We start from the raw sequence: 20,762 nt of genomic DNA on the forward strand, positions 1-20,762 counted from the left end.
ATAGATATATGAAGACCATGAATAAATCTCAAATCAACGTACAATCCGGCGATCTGTGCTTTACGTTCTGGGAAAGCGGTGATTTGTTCAAGGCCGTAAGTGGAACAACGATGATTAATCAGTGGATGGCTAGTCCGGTGGACGGCTCCATGAACAATCTGTACTTGCGGTTTCACAGTGATTCCGGTATCCGTTTTGTTCCAATGCTTGGCATTCACTCCGACAGTCAGGTGAGCACCGACGGCAGTCGTATGGTATGGACAGGTACCGCTGAGGGCGTAGGTTATCAGGTTGTATTTGCTCCAACAACACAAGGTGTATGGTTCTGGGATGTAACCGTAAACGGTAATGGAGAAGAGGTCGACGTGGTCTACGGCCAGGATGTCGGCAATGCGGATCCAGGTGCGGTACGCAGCAATGAGGCTTACTTGTCGCAATACATTGACCATGCTGTATTTGAGGATTCAAAGCTGGGATATATCGTAGCTTCACGGCAGAATCAACCGCAGGGTGGGGCTTTTCCTTATCTTCAACAGGGTTCATTAACCCATGCAGCAGGTTACTCCACAGATGGATTTCAGTTCTTTGGCTTGAGTTACAAGGAAACGAATGTCCCTGAAAGTCTGAGCAAGCCAACACTTGCGAATGAAGTGTACCAGTATGAATTTGCATACACAGCCCTGCAGTCCGAAAAAGTGGTGTTGAGTGGCGAAGCTCGCTTTGTGTTCTATGGACTCTTTCAGGCCAATCACGCTGAAGCAGTGAAGGAACTCGAATACCAGGATGTTGTCCAACAGGCTTGGGACGAGTATGAAGCGAAGCGTCAAGAGAATACAAGCATGGTACAGGCAGTATCCAACGTATTCCCAAAAGTATCTCTCCATTCGGTAATGGGTGAACCCTTACCTACTTTATCGATGACAGAAGAAGAAGTGAACTCCCTCTTCCCGGGTTCGAAGAGACATCAGGAAGAGCGCGCGGATGGTGAATTGCTGGCGTTCTTTACAGATACGTATGAGCATATTGTGCTGAAGGAAAAGGAAATGCGCGTGGAACGTCCGCATGGACACATTCTGATGAGTGGCAACAATGTGAAGCTGGGTCAGAACGTAATCACTACGTCTTCCTATATGTATGGTATTTTCAATTCCCATGTGGTTGTGGGGAATACGAACTTCAATAAAATGATGAGCAATGCACGTAGTGCACTCAACATACCCAAATCATCCGGTCAGCGGATCTACGTCGAGGTTGAGGGAATCTTCCGCCTACTCACGATGCCTTCCCTGTTTGAAATGGGCTTCAACTATGTTCGCTGGTATTACAAAACAGCTGAGGATACGCTGATCATCACGAATTATACAACTTTGGATACTCCTGAAGTACATCTTCATGTGAAGTCGGAAAAAGGAATAGCTTATCGATACCTGATTACCAATCAGATTACGATGAATGTGAATGAATATGAACTTCCTGTTCATGTTTCCGAGCAGAATGGTGAATTGATCTTCAAGGCAGATCACAGCTCCCTCAGTGCCGAAGTATATCCTAATCTGGAGTACCGCATGCGGGTAAGCGGAGCAGGAGTGAAGGTTGGCGATGAGACTGAGTTGGCTAGTGGAGTAAACGCAGGCGACGACTCACTGACGACTTTACGGCTGGACAGCAGCGCTGAATGGACATTGACCATTCAAGGTCTGTTGGAAGGAGGACAGACTGCATCCTCGACACGCAGCTTCGAAGAGGAAGTGGCAGCTTATCGTACCTTCTATGCAGAAGTGATGAATGGATTCCATTTGTCCCAACCTCAGAAGCAAGGAGCAGACGAGTTGTTCAAAGTGAATGCTCTTGCATGGTGGTACACCCACAATATGCTGGTGCATTACTCTGTTCCTCACGGACTGGAGCAATATGGCGGTGCAGCTTGGGGAACACGGGATGTCTGCCAGGGTCCGGTCGAATACTTTATGGCTACACAAAAGTATGAGCAGGTTCGCGACATTCTGAAGGCGGTATATTCGCATCAGTATGAGGATGACGGCAACTGGCCGCAATGGTTCATGTTCGATCGGTATTTCAAGGTTCAGCAGGAAGAAAGCCATGGTGACATTATTGTTTGGCCTCTTAAAGTGCTAAGTGATTATCTGATTGCTACCAAGGATTATTCGATTCTGAATGAGGAAGTACCTTATACCGTAAAACATGGTTTTGACTTTACTGATCAGACAGCCAGCGTGCTGGAGCATGCCCAGAAAGAACTGGAGTATATCCGCAGCCATTTCCTGCATGATACATTCCTCTCCTCATATGGTGACGGGGACTGGGACGATACATTACAGCCTGCCAATGCTCAATTGAAGCAATATATGGTCAGCAGCTGGACAGTAGCGCTCACCTATCAAACGTTGAAGCAGCTATCCAGAGCGCTCGCGCCTGTGAAACCGGAGCTTTCTTCCGAATTAAGCGATATGGCAGCGGGTGTGAAAAAGGACTTCAGCAAGTACATGCTGGATACCGATGTGATTCCAGGCTTTGTATATATGGAAGATCCGGCACAAGCGAAGCGCATGCTGCATCCGGATGACAGCGAGACAGGTATTCAGTACCGTTTGCTGCCCATGACACGCAGCATGATTGCCGAGTTGCTGGAGCCTGAGCAAGCCCAATCCCATTATGAACTGATCAAGGACAAGCTGTACTGCCCTGATGGCGTTAGATTGATGAATCGTCCAGCACAGTATGATGGCGGCGTCAGCACTCATTTCAAACGTGCAGAGCAGGCATCCAACTTCGGACGTGAAGTGGGCTTGCAATATGTTCATGCTCACATCCGCTATATTGAAGCCATGGCGAAGCTGGGCAACCCGGATGAGGTCTGGAATGGCCTAGGCATTATCAATCCAGTGGGTATTCAGGAAGCTGTTCCTAACGCAGATCTACGCCAGAGTAATGCCTACTTCAGCAGCTCTGACGGGAAATTCAACAACCGTTATGCAGCGCAGGAGCAGTTCGATAAGCTTCGCACCGGCGATGTGCAGGTGAAGGGTGGCTGGAGAATCTACTCCAGTGGACCGGGAATCTACATGAATCAGCTCATTTCGAACGCCCTGGGTATTCGTCAGGAGGAAGAAGATCTGGTTCTGGACCCTGTGTTACCTGTCAGCTTGGATGGCTTGCATTTTGATTTCCAATTTGCCGGCAAAAAAGTAACCTTCGTCTATCATCTCAGCGGAGAGGCCGTACAACGTATTGTTCTGAATGGCAAGGAACTGGATGCGACTAGGCTGCAACAACCTTATCGTCTTGGTGGACTGCTTATTTCACGCAAGGAGCTTGAACAGAGCCTGAGCGAGAATAACGTGATTGAGATTTACAGTTAATCGTGTAAACGTTAGTCCATTTTATCAAGTATAAATATTTTAGATGTCAGGTCCTTCGATTTCGAAGGGCCTGATGAACATAACAGGGGAGCGAAGAATGTGGTCAGTATCAAGGATATCGCCAAACAGGCGGGAGTTTCGATCTCTACCGTGTCATATGCTCTGAATGGTAGCAACAAAGTGACAGATGAGACCCGTTCCAAAATTTTGGCTATCGCCAAAGAGCTGAACTATGTTCCCAATGCTGCTGCCAGAACATTGAAGAAGAGAGAATCCAAAATTCTGGGTGTATTTCTGACGGATTTTAGCGGGGATGTATATGGGGACTTGCTTAGTGGTATGAAATCTGTATGTAACGCGCAAGGGTACGACCTGATTGTGTGCAGCGGGAAACAATCTCATCGAATGCTTCCGGAGCGAATGATTGATGGTGCTGTCATTCTGGATCATACATTTGCGAGCAAGGAACTATTACAATATGCGGACAGAGGACACAAGATTGTCGTTCTTGACCGGGAACTGGATCACCCCAATATTAATCAGGTTCTGCTGGATAACAAGGCAGGAGCAACCCTTGCGATGGAGCATTTGATTGAACAGGGACACACGAAGATTTATGTCGTGACAGGTCCTGAAGGTTCCTTTGACTCGGCTCAGCGGTTGAAGGCTGTGAGGCAAGTATCGGAGCGGGAAGCGAATGTGGAATGGATTGAGATCACAGGAGATTTCGAGAAGAGTGGCGGAGAACGGGCAGCTGAACGTATTATTCAGGAATATACTGAACCAGTTGGGGTATTTTGTCTCAATGACGAGATGGCGATTGGGATGTGTGACCGGCTCGCTGATAGCGAGTTAAACATTGGTCAGGAGATTGATATTATCGGATTTGATAATATTGAACTTAGCAAATATGTGCAGCCAAGACTGGTCACGATTGATTATTCCAAACGAAAATGGGGCGCACTTGCAGCCGAACAATTAATCAAGATTATTGCTGGAGAGCCAGTCGATCATGAACGCATCTACGTGACACTGGTGGAGGGCGGGTCGGTAAACAGCCAGGTTCAGTCAGAATATCTTGCGCAAGCCCAGGGTGAAAAGGCGGTTAGCTATTGACGACGCTGCCCCTTCTTCATTCCATGGATGTTGTGTCAAACGACGACTGTACAGCAAGCAAGAGACAAGGCTTAGAAGAATTGAAGCATTCTTTTAAGCCTTGTCTCTTGTTTAGCTTGTTTATTTGACCCATTATAAAATGAAAAAACCTCTCACCAGGAGAGGCTTGGCCCTTTAAAGGCCCTTGGTTTTGTCATTGTTGTAGGATGAAGTGAGAATGCCTGTAAGGAAGAGAGCCAATACAATTGCAATAATCCAAAATGTCAGTGAAAATGACATACCATAGCACCTCCTGCACAATCTCATTTACTTCTATTATAACCATTATAAGAAGAAAAGGAATGCTTCACTCCATCATTTGTAAAATAAAAAGTGAGTAGGTACCGGGCGGAGGCTCCCGTCCGAAGGGTTATTCACAACCCGGTTGTTCACGATGAGTGAGGACGATCCGCCGCCATCCAGATTATAGGCGTCCACTACGCCAAGCTTGTACAAACGTCCTTGCAGCTCTTCCAGGGTGGCTCCTGAGCTGCCCCCTTCGTTATACCCGTCAACAACGATAATCAACAATTGATCGTCCTTGTAGTTGCCGATCACGGTGCGTGGGGCCCGCTTGGGTGAAACTTTCCATTTGGCTGGAATGACCGTTTTTTGTCCATTCTGCAAGAGCACGGGTACAAATGTGGCGCCAAATTGTGGTTGTAGGCGATCCAGGGAACTTTTGTCGAAAAATTTACCGCCTACCAGCTTACCGGCATCATCAAGACCTACAAAAAACAGATCCTTAAAGCTGGCCTGAAAACCATTCACATACTTGCCATCCATAACGGTTGTACTCAGCGGATACCGTTTACCGCCGCTGTCGGCGAACCCTCCGGCATTAATTCCGGCAATGGCACCGCTGCGCTTGACCGCCTGCATGGTTGTCTCAGATCGGCCTGGCTCGCTGTCCAGAGCCATCTTCATGGCCGTGGGGTCTTTTAGCTTGATTTTCATCGCATAGCCCTTATAGGGGCCTGGATTGACCCTATAGAGTTCAATCGTAAGTCGATCACTGTCTATCCGTTCAAACGGAATGCCCAGCTTGGATGAGATTCGTTGATTATAGATCGTTTCCGGGCGAGCGGCTTGAACCGTAGCCTTCTGTACAAGCGTCGACATCGTACTCGTTGTCTGATTGTACAGCTGTGTTGTTCTTTTAATAGAAGAAGAAGTCTGAACAGCAGCTTCTTTTGCCCCTGCAAGCTCCTGGCTAATTGCCTGGGTCCGGGGTGTAACATTCTCTTCAGCCAGACCGGAATTAATGAAATCTCCGGGTTCAAGCGGAGGACGAATCAGCAGCATGCATAACATCAATCCAACAAAAGGAGCAAGTGCAAGCATAAATAAACGATTAACCTTTTTTACGGGTGTAATCATTTGAGCAGGTCCATCTTTTTCTGGAGTGTCTCCAGTTGTTTTTTGACTTCGCTCAGCTGGGTATACAATTTGTTGCTGTTGTCGGTTTTATCGTTTGCATTATCCTTGGTGAAAGTCAGCAATTCATTAAAGGACTGCACCTGGCCCTGCAGGTCCGCTACTTCCTTGGATATCGTTGTTAGCTGCTTTTCGTAGTCGGCTTTGAGCGCTGCAATCTGCTGTTGATTATGGGTCTGAAGCTGATTAATCATCTGTTGCTGGAGGTGGTTACTATAATAGTAGGTTCCGAGTACTCCAAGTGCAATGAGAACAATCCACATGACCAGAAACAGCTTGACTGAAGATCCGGCCTTACCTTTGGCGCTCCGGGTGTGATGGATGTCAGAGGGTTGGACAGAAGGTTTCATATCATCACTCCTGGTTATTTATAGGTACAAAAAATTTTCCAGTCCTCATTCTATCACGCCACTATTGATTACGCAAAAATGAAATTCTTTGAGTAATAGGATAAAAAGAGATTGCATCGGAAGGAAGTCCTAGGATACAATTTCTTATAGATGCAATAAGTAGGAACTTTGGGCAAGTTTTTCGACTTTTTTAGATAGAAATGCAGGAAATTTATACTATATTTTGATCTTTCTTCGCTTGGGAAGACAAAAGTCCTGATGTGACGACAGCAAAATACAGTAGAAATAGAGCTGTTCTTACAGCTGTATCAAGCGTTTTTCTATTTTTCGACATTATCCGACTTTTACTTCTTCTATACACGGACTGTCGCAAGGATAGAGGCATTATCATGGCTGATGGTAGAAAAGGAATTTGTCCAATACATAACAGGGGGAACAACAATGAAAAAAGTATGGCAGGTGGTCATCGTAGATATCCACCCCACCAGCATGCTGGGTACGAAATTGATTTTGGAAGAACAGCAGGATCTGTTGGTACGGGGGATGACTTCGACCGGGTCCGAAGGTCTTGACCTGGTGAACATTCACCAGCCCGATCTGATTTTAATGGATTATCGGCTTCCTGAGGGTCAGGCGGATCAGTATATATCCCAAATGAAAAATCTGTCGGCTCATAGTCACATCATTATTCTAACGGACGAGGACAATGTAAAATTATTTCGTCATCTGATCAGTCTTGGTGCTAGTGGTATGCTGTCCAAACAGGCTTCCCCTAGCCAGCTGATTCATCTGATTTCCGGCTTGCGTGAGGGATGTGTATCCATCCCATTATCCTGGTTAGCCAGTTCGGAATGGGCCCAGCCCGTCGAATCACCGGCAGAAGAACTTATTGTTGAATTAACAGAAACCGAAACTTTTATCATGGAAAGAATTGTTCAGGGCGTAACCTATGATAAAATAGCCAGTGAGATTAACGTTAGCAGACGTTCGATTGATAATTACCTGCGTAAAATATACGTCAAGCTGGATGTAAGCAGCAGGGCACAGGCGATTGAACGTTACGCTTTATATGCGAGGCAGACCAAAACCGTATCCTGACGAGCATGGCTCCATGAATCCCTATGTACGATGGCTCGTCAAGTGTCCGGTCTGGTCATATTCAGTGTCCAACAGGAATAGGTTGTAGGGGCTACGGACTGCGAGCACAGTTCGGATTAGGGATGAAAGGGGAACGGACCGATGAAATATTTCTTCGCCTCCCGTACAAACAGGCTTTTGACATCACCGCTGAGGGACATACGTGAGATGTCTGGTCGGGATTATTTCATTTCTCTGGCAGAAGAACTGCCTGCGGAGGAGCTGTTTCCATTCAAATTGCTGGAAGAAGCAGCGGTGTCTGTATTTAGTTCTGGACCCTCCGCATTGCAGTATGGTGAACCGGCAGGGTATAGACCGTTGAGAGAATGGCTGGACAACGATTGGAATGCTCGCAAGGGCATACGGACAGTCCCAGAGCAGATTCTATTGACCACAGGGACCCAGCAGGCCATCGATCTTGTGATGCGTTTGTTGCTTGAGCCTGGAGATTCCGTACTGGTCGAGCATCCTACCTCTCCAGGCTGTCTCGAGGTTCTGGAGATGCAAGGTGCCAAAATCGTGCCCGTCACAGGCGATGGGGATGGCATTTTGCCTGACCTTTTGGAGCACCACATGCAGCAGGTGAGACCGAAGCTGCTTTTTGCTGCACCCAGTTTTTCCAATCCAACCGGCGTGCTGTGGAGTATGGAACGGCGTGAGGCTGTGCTTGATCTGTGCTCACGTTATGGTGTACTGCTCGTGGAAGATGATTCCTATGGTGAACTTCATTTCGATGGATTGGAGCCGGGAGACTTCTACCGGAAGTATCCTTCCCTCTTTGCGCTGGATACAGCGGATCAGGGTGGACATGTTCTCTACATTGGTTCGTTTAGCAAAACCGTAGCACCTGCCCTGCGTACAGGTTGGGCTGCCGGACATCCGGCCTTGATCCAGGCTATGGCCTCAGTAAAACGGATAGCAGACGGACAGTCCAGTCCCATGAATCAGCGGTTGTTGTATCAACTGCTCGCCCATTCTCCTTTTAAGTGGAGTGATCATCTCTCCATGCTGAACCGGGAGTATAAGACCAGGCTCAAGCTTATGCTCGAATTATTGAAGCGCCCAGGTTGGAAAGGGAGCCAGTACAGCATTCCTGAAGGGGGGATGTATCTGTGGGTACAGTTGCAGGATGGATTGGACAGCGGAGCTCTGCTCAAAGCAGCTCTGTTAAAAGGAGTATCCTTTCTTCCGGGTTCACTCTGCTCCACGGGTGAACAGGATCATCGGTACATCCGGTTGAACTTCAGCCATCCCGGCCGGGATGAGTTGCTCCTTGGCATGAATCTGATCAGTGAATCCATAACAGAGTTTACAGCCCGGAGCTAAACCAGATATAGAAAGAAAGAATGTATGGTCAAATTCATGCCTGGAACCTGGGACAACAGAAGTTCCAGGCATTGGATTTGGAAGCAAATATGTTACCCCCAAAGTAATTACGTTATTGCATCCACTAACATTTTTATATATAATATGTATTAATGAGTTGTTGTTTTCTTTATATAAGCTGCATTCATTGCAAGTTCAGGAGAAGCACTCATATATTTTAACTAACGGGGGAACGAACATGTCTAACATTTTATTTGTCAAAGCAAACGACCGTCCTGCAGATCAAGCAGTCAGCGTACAATTGTACGATGCATTTTTGAGCGCATACAAAGAATCCCACCCAGGTGACACAGTTACCGAACTGGATCTCTACAATACAGATATTCCTTACTACGGCAACACTGTAATTACAGGTGGATACAAAGCCGCTAATGGTATCGAAGCAACTGCAGAAGAGCAAAAAGCAGCAGCACTTGCGGCACAATTGCAAGATCAATTCTTGGCAGCAGACAAAGTAGTATTTGCATTCCCACTGTGGAACTTCACTGTTCCAGCACCACTGGTGAACTACATTTCCTACCTGAGCCAAGCTGGAAAAATGTTCAAATACACTGCTGAAGGCCCTGTAGGTCTGGTAGGCGACAAAAAAGTGGCATTGTTGAACGCACGTGGCGGAGTTTACTCCGTAGAGCCTATGGCTTCCGCTGAAATGTCCGTGAAATATGTAACAAATGTACTGAACTTCTGGGGTATCCAAAACCCTGAACTGGTTATCGTTGAAGGCCACAATGCTTCACCTGACCGTTCCCAAGAGATCGTAGCAGCAGGTCTGAAATTGGCTTCCGAAGTAGCAGCAAGCTTCTAATAGCCTATATATAGAAACACGAAAAAGCCCATCATCTCCATTGGAGATGATGGGCTTTTCTACATGTGCATCTGCATTTTGCATAAAGCTACGCTGCCTGTTGCCTCAGTCATCCCTTCCATGGATCAGGTAGGGCTCCGCTACTTCCGCAATAAGCTCTAGCTCACTTTCGTCATGTTGATTCAAGGAAAAATCCATTTCTAGTTCATTTATACTCCGTTCAATCATATCATTATCCTCAAGCATGTGAGCATGCTCGGTCAGTGCCTGCACACCCTTAACCGTCAGCACATATCGTCCACGGGATAGCCGCTCGAACCAGCCATAATAGTTTTTTTGCAAAATGGCCGCAGCGGAACCCACACTTGTCTGTTTACTGATTGAGGCGGGGGAGGCTTCTCCCTGAGCGCGAAGGGCGGAAGCCACACGTAATGCCTTTTCTCTGTAAGCGGTGACCAGCTGCCTGCGTGTGCTTCCTCCGGTGTTGTAGTCACCACTGCGCTCGTCGAATTCCTTTAGCAGTCGTTGCCGCCGGATACCGCCTTTACGGACACCGGTGCTGCTACCAGGCATAGGAGCTTGGGTAGCAGGTTCGCACAGCACATCAATCAGAGGTGATTTGGTTTTGTAGAACGTAACGGTGATAAGCCCTAGCCCAAGTTGTCTGCACAGTGCGGTCAGTTCGCCCCAGCGCTGGTTCACGGCACCACGCTTGCTACGGTTCCGCTCAACAGCCAGATACACGAAGGGGCTGAGCTTCAGGCGCTGCATTCCCTGTAACAGCAGAGACAGATTAAATGTTTTTTTCATCTCCACAATGAGTGGTTCATTCTGATCCGATTTGACCCCAACCAGGTCACAATGTTTGACTTCAGCCTTCACGTCGTAGCCGCGTCGTTCGAAAAAAGCCTTTACAGGCGAATATAACTCGGTTTCGTACTTTACTGCCATCGTTTTGCTCCTTCCCTGAAGTGGCTCGTCTCTGGCCATCTATTGTCCCGTTTTCTGAATTTAGAACCTTCATTATATCATATCCGTTCTTTTTTTTCTGAGCGCACAAGATGTCTGATAGAACAGGGAAAGCCTCAAATTAAGACCCGCAGATTGAAAAAAAGAGGTCAACTTATCCGATTTGCCGCATAGGTATGTAATACACTTTTCACAACAATACATGATGTTTGGACAGAGGGTGGCGGGACTAATCCGGACCGCAAGATTGGTATTCAAGCACAAGCCGTAATTCTATTGATTTCTTCATACCATTCGGAATGGTTGACAATCACACTAAAGGAGCCATGGGAGGTACCAAGCATGAATATTTTTGAACGCGTTGCGGAACATCGGGCAGAGAGTGACCGTTTATCATGGAACGGGACATTTGAAGATTATATTGCACTGCTGAGAGAGGACCCGACTCCGGCAATGACGGCTCACGCACGAGTGTACCAGATGATTGAATCATTTGGCGTGGAAGAAGTTGGGGGGCACAAACGGTACAAGTTTTTTGAACAGGAGATTTTTGGGCTGGATCGTTCCATTGAAAAGCTGGTGGAAGAATATTTCCACTCGGCAGCACGCCGCCTGGATGTTCGCAAACGGATTCTGCTGCTTATGGGTCCGGTCAGCGGAGGTAAGTCAACACTGGTAACGCTGCTGAAACGTGGCCTTGAACAATTCTCCCGCACAGAGAAGGGTGCTATATACGCCATTGACGGATGCCCAATGCATGAGGAGCCCTTGCATCTGATTCCGCTGGAGCTTCGTCCCGAAGTGGAAAAGGAGATCGGTGTCCGCATTGAGGGCAATCTCTGCCCATCCTGCCAGATGCGTCTTCGGACCGAATATGGCGGTGATATCAGCAAGGTGCGAGTGGAACGGGTCACCATTTCGGAGGATAACCGGGTGGGAATCGGAACATTCAGTCCATCCGATCCCAAATCCCAGGATATTGCCGATCTGACGGGAAGTATCGACTTCTCAACCATTACCGAATTCGGCTCCGAGTCCGATCCACGCGCCTATCGTTTTGACGGTGAATTGAACAAGGCCAACCGTGGATTGATGGAATTTCAGGAAATGCTGAAATGTGATGAGAAGTTTCTGTGGAACCTGTTATCGCTGACGCAGGAAGGAAATTTTAAAGCAGGCCGATTTGCCTTGATCAGTGCGGATGAGATGATTGTGGCGCATACGAATGAATCCGAGTACAAATCATTTATTTCCAACAAAAAGAATGAAGCCTTGCAATCCCGGATGATCGTCATGCCAATTCCCTATAACCTGAAGGTCTCCGAGGAAGAGAAGATTTATGGCAAGCTCATTCAGCAAAGTGATATGAAGCATGTCCATATTGCACCGCATGCCCTGCGGACTGCAGCCATTTTCTCCATACTTACCCGCTTGAAAGAAACGAAGAAACAAGGCATGGATCTGGTCAAAAAAATGCGGATGTATGACGGTGAAGAAGTCGAAGGGTACAAAGAAGCCGATCTGCGTGAGATGCAAAATGAATATTTGGATGAAGGTATGTCCGGCATTGATCCACGTTATGTCATCAACCGGATATCCAGTGCTTTGATTAAGCAAAATCTTCAGTGCATTAACGCGCTGGATATCCTACGGGCGATCAAAGATGGTCTGGATCAGCATGCTTCGATTACCAAAGATGAACGAGAACGTTATCTGAACTTTATTGCACTCGCACGTAAAGAATATGATGAATTGGCGAAGAAGGAAGTGCAGAAAGCATTTGTCTACTCGTTCGAAGAGTCGGCTAGAACGCTGTTCGAAAATTACCTCGATAATATCGAGGCATTCTGCAACTGGTCCAAAATTCGTGATCCACTGACAGATGAGGAGATGGACCCGGATGAGCGCTTGATGCGTTCGATTGAGGAGCAGATCGGTATTTCCGAAAATGCCAAAAAGGCTTTCAGGGAAGAGATATTGATCCGCATCTCGGCTTATTCCCGCAAGGAGCGGAAATTCGAATACAGCAGTCATGACCGCTTGCGTGAAGCGATTGAGAAAAAGCTGTTCACTGACTTGAAGGACATTGTCAAAATTACAACTTCAACGAAGACGCCAGATGCGACACAGCTGAAACGCATGAATGAAGTCATTAAGCGGTTGATTGAAGAACATGGATATACCGCAGCCAGCGCGAATGAACTGCTCCGTTATGTGGGCAGTCTGTTGAATCGCTGATCTGCAACGAACCATTCCGGATCAGGCTCCTGACGCCTGCTGTGAGGCTCCTTCACAGCAGGGTCAGGGGTCTTTTTATATGGGTAGATGTACAATTAAGACTAATAAACTGACAAAGAAGGTCAATTCCATGACAAATTAGTTCTTATGGTATATGTTAAATTAGGTCATTTAGTCTATAATCGATACAGATATTTACAATTTAATATTTTTTGTGGTTATTAAGGAGCTGACAGAACTAGTTATGAGTATTGCTATAGCAAGACAACAACAACTTGATTATATTGGATTGACCGCCGGAGATCTGCAATTGCTTGCTGATCATCGACCTGCTTTTGAGAAAGTCGTTGACGAAGTGGTGGACCACTTCTACAACCATGTGGGAAATTATCCGAATTTAGTCGATCTAATTGCCCGCTTCTCTTCCATTGACCGTTTGAAGGAAACTCAAAAGGTATACTGGTTATCCATGACCGATGGTGTAGTTGATGATGCATACATTGAACAGCGCATTGCAATCGGACTGGTCCATTCCCGCATTGGTTTGTCCGAAGATTATTATCTGGGCACGTATATGGTTTACCTCGATATTGCAACAAGCATATTCCAGCAAGTCATCCCTGAACGCTGGCATCTGGTCATCCAGGCCCTTAGTAAAATGTTCAACCTCGATTCACAGCTTGTATTGGAGGCCTACGAGAAGAAGGAAAAGGAAAAATTAAATCAACTCGCTGAAGATCAGCAGCATACTTTGCTGGCGATCACACAGATTACCCAGCAGTTGACGGGCATGATTAGTGAATTGAATGAAAATGCTCAGGCGATCTCTGATGTGGCCAGGGAAACGGCAGCCTCTCAGGATCAGGCAAATGGACTATTGGAAGAGTTGACCAAGGAGATTCATCAGATTGGCAAAATGGGTGAGATCATTCGTGAAATCTCGGATCAGAGTCATCTAGTGGGCTTGAATGCTGCCATTGAAGCTGCACATGCAGGAGAATTTGGCCGGGGATTCGAGGTGGTTGCCAGTGAGGTTCGCAAGCTTGCGGCTAGTTCCCGTGAGGCTCAAGGGAAAATCCAGTCGAACCTGGCACAGATCATGAAGAAGCTGGGCAGTGTTCAACAGGAGTCAGAGCACACTGCTTCGGGAGCAAGGCGTCAGGCATCCCGTTCAGAAGAGCTTGCGGTTTTTGCTACCACTATGGAGAAACTGGCACTTGATCTCAGGAAATTGGATCATCAGGAATAGGCGGTAATACTGGCTGGAAGCTGTGATACCGTTTCTGGCTGTTTTAAGCTATAATGGGTAGACAAACCTGCCGATGTTATAGTGAATGCAGCCGGAGACAGGGGATTTGAAAGAGGTTGAGGTGATCAGGTGGCTTCTATCCATGATGTGGCCAAAGAGGCGGGCGTATCTGTTGCAACCGTTTCCAAAGTGCTGAACGATTATCCCGATGTAAGTGACAAAACTCGCAAAAAAGTCAATATAGCCATCGAACTATTGAAATATCAACCGAATGTGGTTGCACGTGGACTTGTAAAACGCCGTTCTTGGACGGTAGGTGTATTGTTGACAGTTCCTTTTACCAATCCGTTTGTATCGGAGTTGCTTGAAGGAATCAAAACAGCGCTGGAAAACAGCGGATACGATCTTGTTCGCTTATCTACACGTTTTGATGATCCGACATACTCGTTTATTAAACATTGCCGCAGCCGTAATGTGGATGGCGTTGTTGTATTCGGGGAAGGAAGAGACAACAAGAGTATTCAGGAATTGGTTACTGCGGAGATTCCGACGATGTTCGTTGATACCGACTTGTTTGGCAAGCGGGCAGGATACATAACGACGGATAATGCAAATGCCATTGCCATGAGTGTGAAGCATTTGCATGAACTGGGTCACCAGAAAATTGCTTATATTTCAGGTACACTTGGGCCTGCCGTAGCGAATCTTCGACTGGATGGATATCGGGAAGGCTTGCGTGTCTGCGGCATTCCATATTCAACGGTGTATCTGGAGGTCTGTGACTATTCTTTCGATGGTGGTAGTAAGGCAGCTCGCCGATTGCTTGCATTGAAGGACCAGCCTACGGGGATTGTCTGTGCTTCAGATATGTCTGCTTTCGGTGCGATCCACGAAATTGAGAAGCATGGTTTACGGGTGCCGGAGGATGTATCTGTTGTCGGATTTGATAACACATATTATGCGGAAGTGTTCAAACCGGGGTTGACCACGATTAATCAAAACATTCATTCCATTGGAATCAAATCCATCGAATATCTGATCGCCATGATTGAGAATCCTGCATATACTCCTCCAGTCGTTACGGAGCCATCCAATCTGGTGATTCGTCAAACGACTGCACCTGTGCAAGCGTAAAGGTCTTCAAACCAGCACAGCCTACGGGCTGTGCTTTTTTGGTATGTCATTTCAGTTTAAGAAATAACGGGGATCAGAAGTTGCTGAGCAAAGATGGCAGGAAAAGCTGTTGACTTTTTGCCACACAGACCTTAACAATAAAAGGCAGAATAATACAAAAAAAATTATGTAACCGCTTACTTTATTTGCTGCTGAATATAGGGGCACTGCAATTGTCATTCAATGGGAAGGGTGATGGTCATGCATCGGGTACTGCTGGTTGATGATGAAGTATACGCACGCAAAGGACTCCGCAAACTGATCCGCTGGGAAGCATGCGGGTTCGAAGTGGCTGGAGAGGCGAATGATGGGGATGAGGCTTGTACCCGGATTGAAGAGCTACAGCCAGACGTTGTCATTACGGACATACGCATGCCGGAGACGGATGGACTGGAATTGATCCGGCGTACGGTTGAGCGTGATGAGCAGGTTCTAACCAAGTGCAAACAGCCCTATTTTATCATCGTGAGCGGATATAATGATTTTGCTTATGCCCAGCAGGCCGTAAGGTACGGGGTACAGGATTATATTTTGAAGCCAATTGATGAAATTGAACTGGAAGGGACTTTACGCAAGCTGGCGGAGGAGTTGAATCGTCACAAACATGCTGAACAAACCAGACGTAAGCAGGAATACGTCAGATTACTTGATCAGTTTATCTATGGCGAATCGGAATCGGGAACGCTTGAACAGTGGACTGAACTGACGGGTACACGTGCTGGCGACCCGCTGGCATATCTGCTGGTTGAGAATAACACGCTACATTTTTGGGTTTCGGATAATGCTCAAGAAGAGGGGCTGGGAGCCAGGAGCGGAGAGAATTTTGGCCGGATTGTGCAGTCTGTTCTTGGAAAGATGTATGCAAATCGCTCGTATCTTCATGTAAAAGAGCACGGCGAACGTATCGGAGTTCTGTTAACTGCGGAACATCTACGCCCCTATTCAATGAATCTACATGCGGTTGCCGGGCAAATGCAATCCTGCTTCGCCGAAATGGGTCATGACTCTGTAAGCATATATATCGGGAAGGTTTGTTATGAACCTTTACTCATTGGACATGCCTATCAGACCGCACTGAAGGCCATTTCCTATAAATTTATTTCAGAGAAGAGCGGGATCGTCCTGTATGATGACATGCAGCATGAACCTGTACAGTGGGTGCATACCGATCATGAAAAGGAGCAGGAACTCCTGACACTTATGGAGGAACAACGGATTCAGGCGTTGGAGCATGCAGTGGGTGAATGGTTCACCGGTATGAGAACGGCCAATTACGCTCCTGTTGCCGTGACGTCAGCAATTCACCAATTGATCTCAGCGGTACTATCGATTCTGAAATCGGCTGAGGCGAATGTGAAAGAGATACCTTCGTTCAAACCAATTTTGGCATGGCAAGCAGATCGGGGAACGTTGGCTGAAGCCAGACAGTTGTTGACGGTTTTCATGCTGGATTCAGCGCGTAAACTGGCGGAACAGCGTCAGTACAATCACAGGGGAGCTATGACAAAAATCAAACATTATATTGAAGCCAACTACAGCAGCAATATTAGTTTGAGAAGTATTGCCTCCAAATTTTACATGAATCCGGTCTATTTGGGGCAACGTTTCCGCAAGGTGTATGGCGTGTATTTCAACGACTTCCTTCTTCAGCTTCGGATGGAGGAAGCCAAGAAGCTGCTGCGTCAGACGGATATGCGAGTATATGAAATTGCCGAGAGGGTTGGGTTCGGAAGCAGTGATTATTTCGCAACTCAATTTGAGAAAACGGAATCATGCGCTCCTACGGAATATCGAAATCGCATCATGGATGAAGGGTAGGGAGATGAAAGCGTGAAGCTCAACTTTTTTAATAATATCCGCTTACGCGATAAAATGCTGATCTTATATCTCTTTTTTGTACTCGTACCCGTTATCCTGACTAATGTTATTTTCTATCAGGTGACCATAGCGAATGTAAAATCCCAGCGAATGGCCGACCTCTCCAAAGGATTGGAACAGATTCGAAGTCAATTTATGGGGGAAATTCGCAATGCGGCAGATTTCTCCTCAAGCTTTTATACGGACAGCATATTAAATGACATGCTGGATGTGAATTACACAAATCCGGTTCAGTATATCGAAGCCTACGATTCTTATCTTCGCAAAATCCTGAATACCTATTACTCCGGTTACCGCTCCCTCCAAGGCTTGACGATATATGTGGATAACGAAAGTGTACTGCCTTCCGGGGGAGTTGAGTTTCTGACCGAAGAGGTTCGACAGTCCGAGCCATACAGGCTGCTGGCAAACAGTGAACACTCCGCCCCCCTTCTAATGAGATCCGGCCCCGAAGGGAATCGGCAGACGTTCAGCATTTTACGCAAACTGAATTATTATGAAGCTCTGCCCGGATGGAAGGAAAAGTTCGTACGACTGGATCTGAAGCCGTCGACGATTCGCCAGATTTTCACCAATCTTAACGTACAGGGCAATCTCTATCTGGTTAATCCGGCTGGACAAATAGACTACTCGACGGATTCTGGTATTCCATGGACTAGTCAACTCGTAAATTATGGCGATGTCATGGATCAACAAAGTAAGAAAGAGTTCGAAATGGCCTATCCGTTGTCAGGTGAAATGGAGGGATGGAAAATCAATGGGGTGTTCGATGAATCCGAGATTTACAAGGAATTGGGCAAATCCAGTCACCTCGTCGTTGTACTGGCCTGTATCAATCTGATTCTGCCGACTTGGATCATTATCTGGATGACACGTACAATCCACGTGAGGCTGGCACGAATACTGAAACACATGGAAAAAGTGAAGCATCAGCGATTTGAACCGATCAGACAGCCGGAATCGTCGGACGAGATTGGGCAGCTAACAGCCGAATTCAATCGCATGACGATGACGATCCATCGTTTGATTAACGACGTCTACGTGGCAGACATTCAACATAAAAATTTGGAGTTACAGCGGCGGCATGCCCAATTAAATGCATTGCAGAGCCAGATTAATCCACACTTTTTGTTCAACGCGCTGGAGACCATCCGCATGCGCAGCCTCATGAAAGATGAGGATGAGACGGCACGAATTATTTATCATATGGCTAAAATTTTTCGGAATGCCCTAACCTGGAATCGGGATAAAGTCAGCATACAGGAAGAATTGGAATATGTGACCTGTTTTCTTGAAATCCAGAAATATCGTTTCGGTCACAAGCTGAATTATACGATTGTTCTGGACCCAGAGGCTGCGGATTGTTCCATTCCCAAGATGACATTGTTGCCTTTTGTTGAAAATGCCAGCATTCATGGTATCGAACCACTGAAGGAAGGCGGAGAAATTCGGCTTTGTATTCGGCGAACAGGTACAGAACTGATCTGTGTGGTGGAGGATTCCGGGGCAGGTATGACAGAGGACAAAAGAAAGCAGCTACTCTCTTACGTGGAAACGGAAGACTCAATGGGTGATCGCGTAGGTGTACAGAATGTCATCTATCGTCTGAAGCTGATCTACGATAGCCGGTTCCATATTCAGATCGATAGCGCTGCCAGGGCAGGCACACGTGTGGAAATTGGTTTACCCCTTGAAGATTCATCAAATCCGCCAACGCAATGAGAGTGCTTACATAAGTCGAGGGAGAAAGAGGGTGTGTTCATATTGGTTAACCACATGCTGAAGCGCTGGCTGCCGGCAGTATTAGCTTTAACCATGATGACGGCTTGTTCCTGGGGAAGAAGTGAGATTAAACCGGAAGCCGGAGCAGGGGGAGGCGACAAAGTAAGCACAGAGAAAGTTACATTCTCGTATTTTAAAGCGGGTTCCGGCAAGGACATCAATACAAATGAAACCACAATCGGTAAAAAGCTGGAGGAACAAACGGGGGTTAATTTCAAAATTGAATACCTTGTGGGTGATATTAATACCAAAATCGGAACGATGATTGCGAGTAATAAATACCCGGATGTGATGGTGCCGGACGGGGCTATTGACAAAATCGTGGATGCCGGTGCATTTATTCCTCTCAACGATCTGATTGATCAGTATGGCCCAAACATTAAACGGGTGTATGAGCCGTACTACAATCTGATGAAAGAGGAAGACGGCAACATTTATTTTCTGCCAATGAGCGCAGTGGTTGGAGACTATCTGCCTAATCCGAATGTGGATCAAGGTGCCTTCTGGATACAGCGGCGTGTATTGAAGGAGACTGGATATCCAAAAATCACCACACTGGATGAATACATGGCTCTGATTAAACAATACGCTGACAAACACAAAGATGAAGGATTGACTGGATTCCTGTCATTAACGTATGATGATAAATTTTTTACGATCACTAACCCGGCCATGCATCTTGCAGGTTATCCGAATGATGGAGCCATTATGGTGGATATGCAGACTCAGGAAGCCAGGGACTATGGGCTGACCGAAGAGACCAAACGCTGGATGCAGAAGCTGAATGAAATGAATTCATTGGGACTGTTCGATAAGTCCTCCTTTGTCGACAACTATGACCAGTATCTTGCGAAAGTGACCAATGGAAAAGTGCTTGGATTCTTTGATTATGCCTGGCAGGTAGGGCAGGAAATGAACCATTTGAAGGAAGCTGGCAACGACGATTTGCGTTATATGGCACTGCCTATTGTGTACGATGCAAACAACAAGGATCAGTATACTGATTCGCCGAGCTTTGTTAATAATCGGGGGATTGGCATCACCGTAAGCGCAGAAGATCCAGTCCGTATTATCAAATTTTTCGATAACCTGTTAACGGATGAGAATCAGATTCTGTCCAACTGGGGGATCGAAGGAGAGACCTACGAAGTGGATGACAAGGGGCGATTTACGCGCTCACCAGAAATGATCCAGAAAACGGACTCAGATGAGTTCCGTCAATCGTTCGGATTCAAATACTTTGAGTACAGCTGGCCGCGTTACGGTAATGGATCGACTCTGCCTGACGGTAATTCTGTCGGTGTAGAACGACAACCCGAAGTTGCCCAATTCTCCTATACGGATGGAGATAAGCTCATTCTGAAGAAGTATGGCGTGGAGACGTTCTCCCAACTGTTCGCTGCGCCGGATGAACGTCCATGGTACCCGGCTTGGAGCATTGCTTTTGATCAAGGTTCCCCAGCCCATATCTATGGGCAGAAACGTACGGATTTGCAAAAGAAATATGCGCCCAAACTGGTCCTCTCCAGCCCGGATGACTTTAACAAGGTCTGGGGTGAATATGTGAAGGAATTCAACAAGCTCGATGTGAAGGGTTATGAGCAGACGATGACCGAAGAAGTTCGCAAGAAGGCGAAACTGGTCCAAGGCGAATAAGGTAAGCGAGGAAAGGATGGCAAGGGGAAAATAAACGCCTCCAAGGCGCATGGTGGATGGGAATTCGGCGATATTAAACATCCGTTTTTTCTGGAAAAAAGTGTTGATTTCCACGTCTGGGACGTTTAGACTATATACATCAATATTAACGGGTTAGAGATGTATGA

14 protein-coding genes are annotated in these 20,762 nt (G+C 46.7%); 11 read left to right on the top strand and 3 right to left on the bottom strand.

The window, feature by feature from the left end; all coding sequences use genetic code 11:
- Window positions 1-8: 8 nt before the first annotated feature.
- Both AC3ITG_RS09380 and AC3ITG_RS09385 read left to right on the top strand, forming a co-directional pair.
- Window positions 9-3,380: a GH36-type glycosyl hydrolase domain-containing protein gene (locus AC3ITG_RS09380; RefSeq protein ID WP_489253548.1), complete on the top strand. Its 3,372-nt coding sequence runs from the start codon at window positions 9-11 to the stop codon at window positions 3,378-3,380.
- A gap of 99 nt (window positions 3,381-3,479) precedes the next feature.
- Window positions 3,480-4,496, top strand: a complete 1,017-nt coding sequence (locus tag AC3ITG_RS09385; RefSeq protein ID WP_413376913.1) for a LacI family DNA-binding transcriptional regulator — start codon at window positions 3,480-3,482, stop codon at window positions 4,494-4,496.
- A gap of 354 nt (window positions 4,497-4,850) precedes the next feature.
- On the opposite strand, the gene AC3ITG_RS09390 is transcribed toward AC3ITG_RS09385, so the two are convergent.
- Window positions 4,851-5,915 (bottom strand): phosphodiester glycosidase family protein, encoded by a 1,065-nt coding sequence (locus tag AC3ITG_RS09390; protein WP_489253549.1) that lies wholly within the window; start codon window positions 5,913-5,915, stop codon window positions 4,851-4,853.
- A complete protein-coding gene (locus tag AC3ITG_RS09395; RefSeq protein ID WP_063564256.1) occupies window positions 5,912-6,322 on the bottom strand; it encodes a hypothetical protein in 411 nt (136 codons plus the stop codon). The genes AC3ITG_RS09390 and AC3ITG_RS09395 overlap by 4 nt, the downstream gene beginning before the upstream one ends.
- Before the next feature lie 441 nt (window positions 6,323-6,763).
- On the opposite strand from AC3ITG_RS09395, the gene AC3ITG_RS09400 reads away from it, so the two are divergent.
- The 3 genes from AC3ITG_RS09400 (at window position 6,764) to AC3ITG_RS09410 (ending at window position 9,650) form a co-directional block, all read left to right on the top strand.
- Window positions 6,764-7,420 (top strand): response regulator transcription factor, encoded by a 657-nt coding sequence (locus tag AC3ITG_RS09400; protein ID WP_063564257.1) that lies wholly within the window; start codon window positions 6,764-6,766, stop codon window positions 7,418-7,420.
- A 141-nt stretch (window positions 7,421-7,561) separates the two neighbouring features.
- Window positions 7,562-8,785, top strand: a complete 1,224-nt coding sequence (locus tag AC3ITG_RS09405; RefSeq protein WP_489253550.1) for an aminotransferase-like domain-containing protein — start codon at window positions 7,562-7,564, stop codon at window positions 8,783-8,785.
- 238 nt (window positions 8,786-9,023) lie between these two features.
- A complete protein-coding gene (locus AC3ITG_RS09410) occupies window positions 9,024-9,650 on the top strand; it encodes an FMN-dependent NADH-azoreductase (RefSeq protein ID WP_063564259.1) in 627 nt (208 codons plus the stop codon).
- A gap of 105 nt (window positions 9,651-9,755) precedes the next feature.
- Here the strand turns inward: AC3ITG_RS09410 and AC3ITG_RS09415 are convergent, their stop codons facing one another.
- Window positions 9,756-10,601 (bottom strand): DUF2161 domain-containing phosphodiesterase, encoded by an 846-nt coding sequence (locus AC3ITG_RS09415; protein WP_489253551.1) that lies wholly within the window; start codon window positions 10,599-10,601, stop codon window positions 9,756-9,758.
- A 360-nt stretch (window positions 10,602-10,961) separates the two neighbouring features.
- On the opposite strand from AC3ITG_RS09415, the gene AC3ITG_RS09420 reads away from it, so the two are divergent.
- From AC3ITG_RS09420 to AC3ITG_RS09445, 6 genes are all read left to right on the top strand, one after another.
- The gene (locus AC3ITG_RS09420) at window positions 10,962-12,857 is read left to right on the top strand and encodes a PrkA family serine protein kinase (protein WP_413376920.1); all 1,896 of its coding nucleotides are present in this window, start codon (window positions 10,962-10,964) and stop codon (window positions 12,855-12,857) included.
- Window positions 12,858-13,101: 244 nt separating this feature from the next.
- Entirely contained in the window at window positions 13,102-14,106 is a 1,005-nt protein-coding gene (locus AC3ITG_RS09425; protein ID WP_489253552.1) for a protoglobin domain-containing protein, read from the top strand.
- A gap of 129 nt (window positions 14,107-14,235) precedes the next feature.
- Window positions 14,236-15,240 carry a LacI family DNA-binding transcriptional regulator gene (locus AC3ITG_RS09430; protein WP_413376924.1) on the top strand — a complete coding sequence of 335 codons (1,005 nt, stop codon included), beginning with the start codon at window positions 14,236-14,238 and terminating at the stop codon, window positions 15,238-15,240.
- 240 nt (window positions 15,241-15,480) lie between these two features.
- Window positions 15,481-17,097 carry a response regulator gene (locus tag AC3ITG_RS09435; protein ID WP_489253553.1) on the top strand — a complete coding sequence of 539 codons (1,617 nt, stop codon included), beginning with the start codon at window positions 15,481-15,483 and terminating at the stop codon, window positions 17,095-17,097.
- 12 nt (window positions 17,098-17,109) lie between these two features.
- Window positions 17,110-18,879 (top strand): sensor histidine kinase, encoded by a 1,770-nt coding sequence (locus AC3ITG_RS09440; RefSeq protein WP_489253554.1) that lies wholly within the window; start codon window positions 17,110-17,112, stop codon window positions 18,877-18,879.
- A 54-nt stretch (window positions 18,880-18,933) separates the two neighbouring features.
- Entirely contained in the window at window positions 18,934-20,595 is a 1,662-nt protein-coding gene (locus AC3ITG_RS09445; RefSeq protein WP_489254446.1) for an ABC transporter substrate-binding protein, read from the top strand.
- The last annotated feature ends 167 nt before the right edge of the window (window positions 20,596-20,762 follow it).

This window comes from Paenibacillus sp. GL_099_B, assembly GCF_057835695.1.

Coding starts and splice junctions, on each gene's coding strand:
- AC3ITG_RS09420 (WP_413376920.1), top strand. CDS start 10,962: ATGAATATTTTTGAACGCGTTGCGGAACATCGGGCAGAGAGTGACCGT.
- AC3ITG_RS09395 (WP_063564256.1), bottom strand. CDS start 6,322: ATGAAACCTTCTGTCCAACCCTCTGACATCCATCACACCCGGAGCGCC.
- AC3ITG_RS09425 (WP_489253552.1), top strand. CDS start 13,102: ATGAGTATTGCTATAGCAAGACAACAACAACTTGATTATATTGGATTG.
- AC3ITG_RS09445 (WP_489254446.1), top strand. CDS start 18,934: ATGCTGAAGCGCTGGCTGCCGGCAGTATTAGCTTTAACCATGATGACG.
- AC3ITG_RS09380 (WP_489253548.1), top strand. CDS start 9: ATGAAGACCATGAATAAATCTCAAATCAACGTACAATCCGGCGATCTG.
- AC3ITG_RS09415 (WP_489253551.1), bottom strand. CDS start 10,601: ATGGCAGTAAAGTACGAAACCGAGTTATATTCGCCTGTAAAGGCTTTT.
- AC3ITG_RS09405 (WP_489253550.1), top strand. CDS start 7,562: ATGAAATATTTCTTCGCCTCCCGTACAAACAGGCTTTTGACATCACCG.
- AC3ITG_RS09410 (WP_063564259.1), top strand. CDS start 9,024: ATGTCTAACATTTTATTTGTCAAAGCAAACGACCGTCCTGCAGATCAA.
- AC3ITG_RS09435 (WP_489253553.1), top strand. CDS start 15,481: ATGCATCGGGTACTGCTGGTTGATGATGAAGTATACGCACGCAAAGGA.
- AC3ITG_RS09390 (WP_489253549.1), bottom strand. CDS start 5,915: ATGATTACACCCGTAAAAAAGGTTAATCGTTTATTTATGCTTGCACTT.
- AC3ITG_RS09400 (WP_063564257.1), top strand. CDS start 6,764: ATGAAAAAAGTATGGCAGGTGGTCATCGTAGATATCCACCCCACCAGC.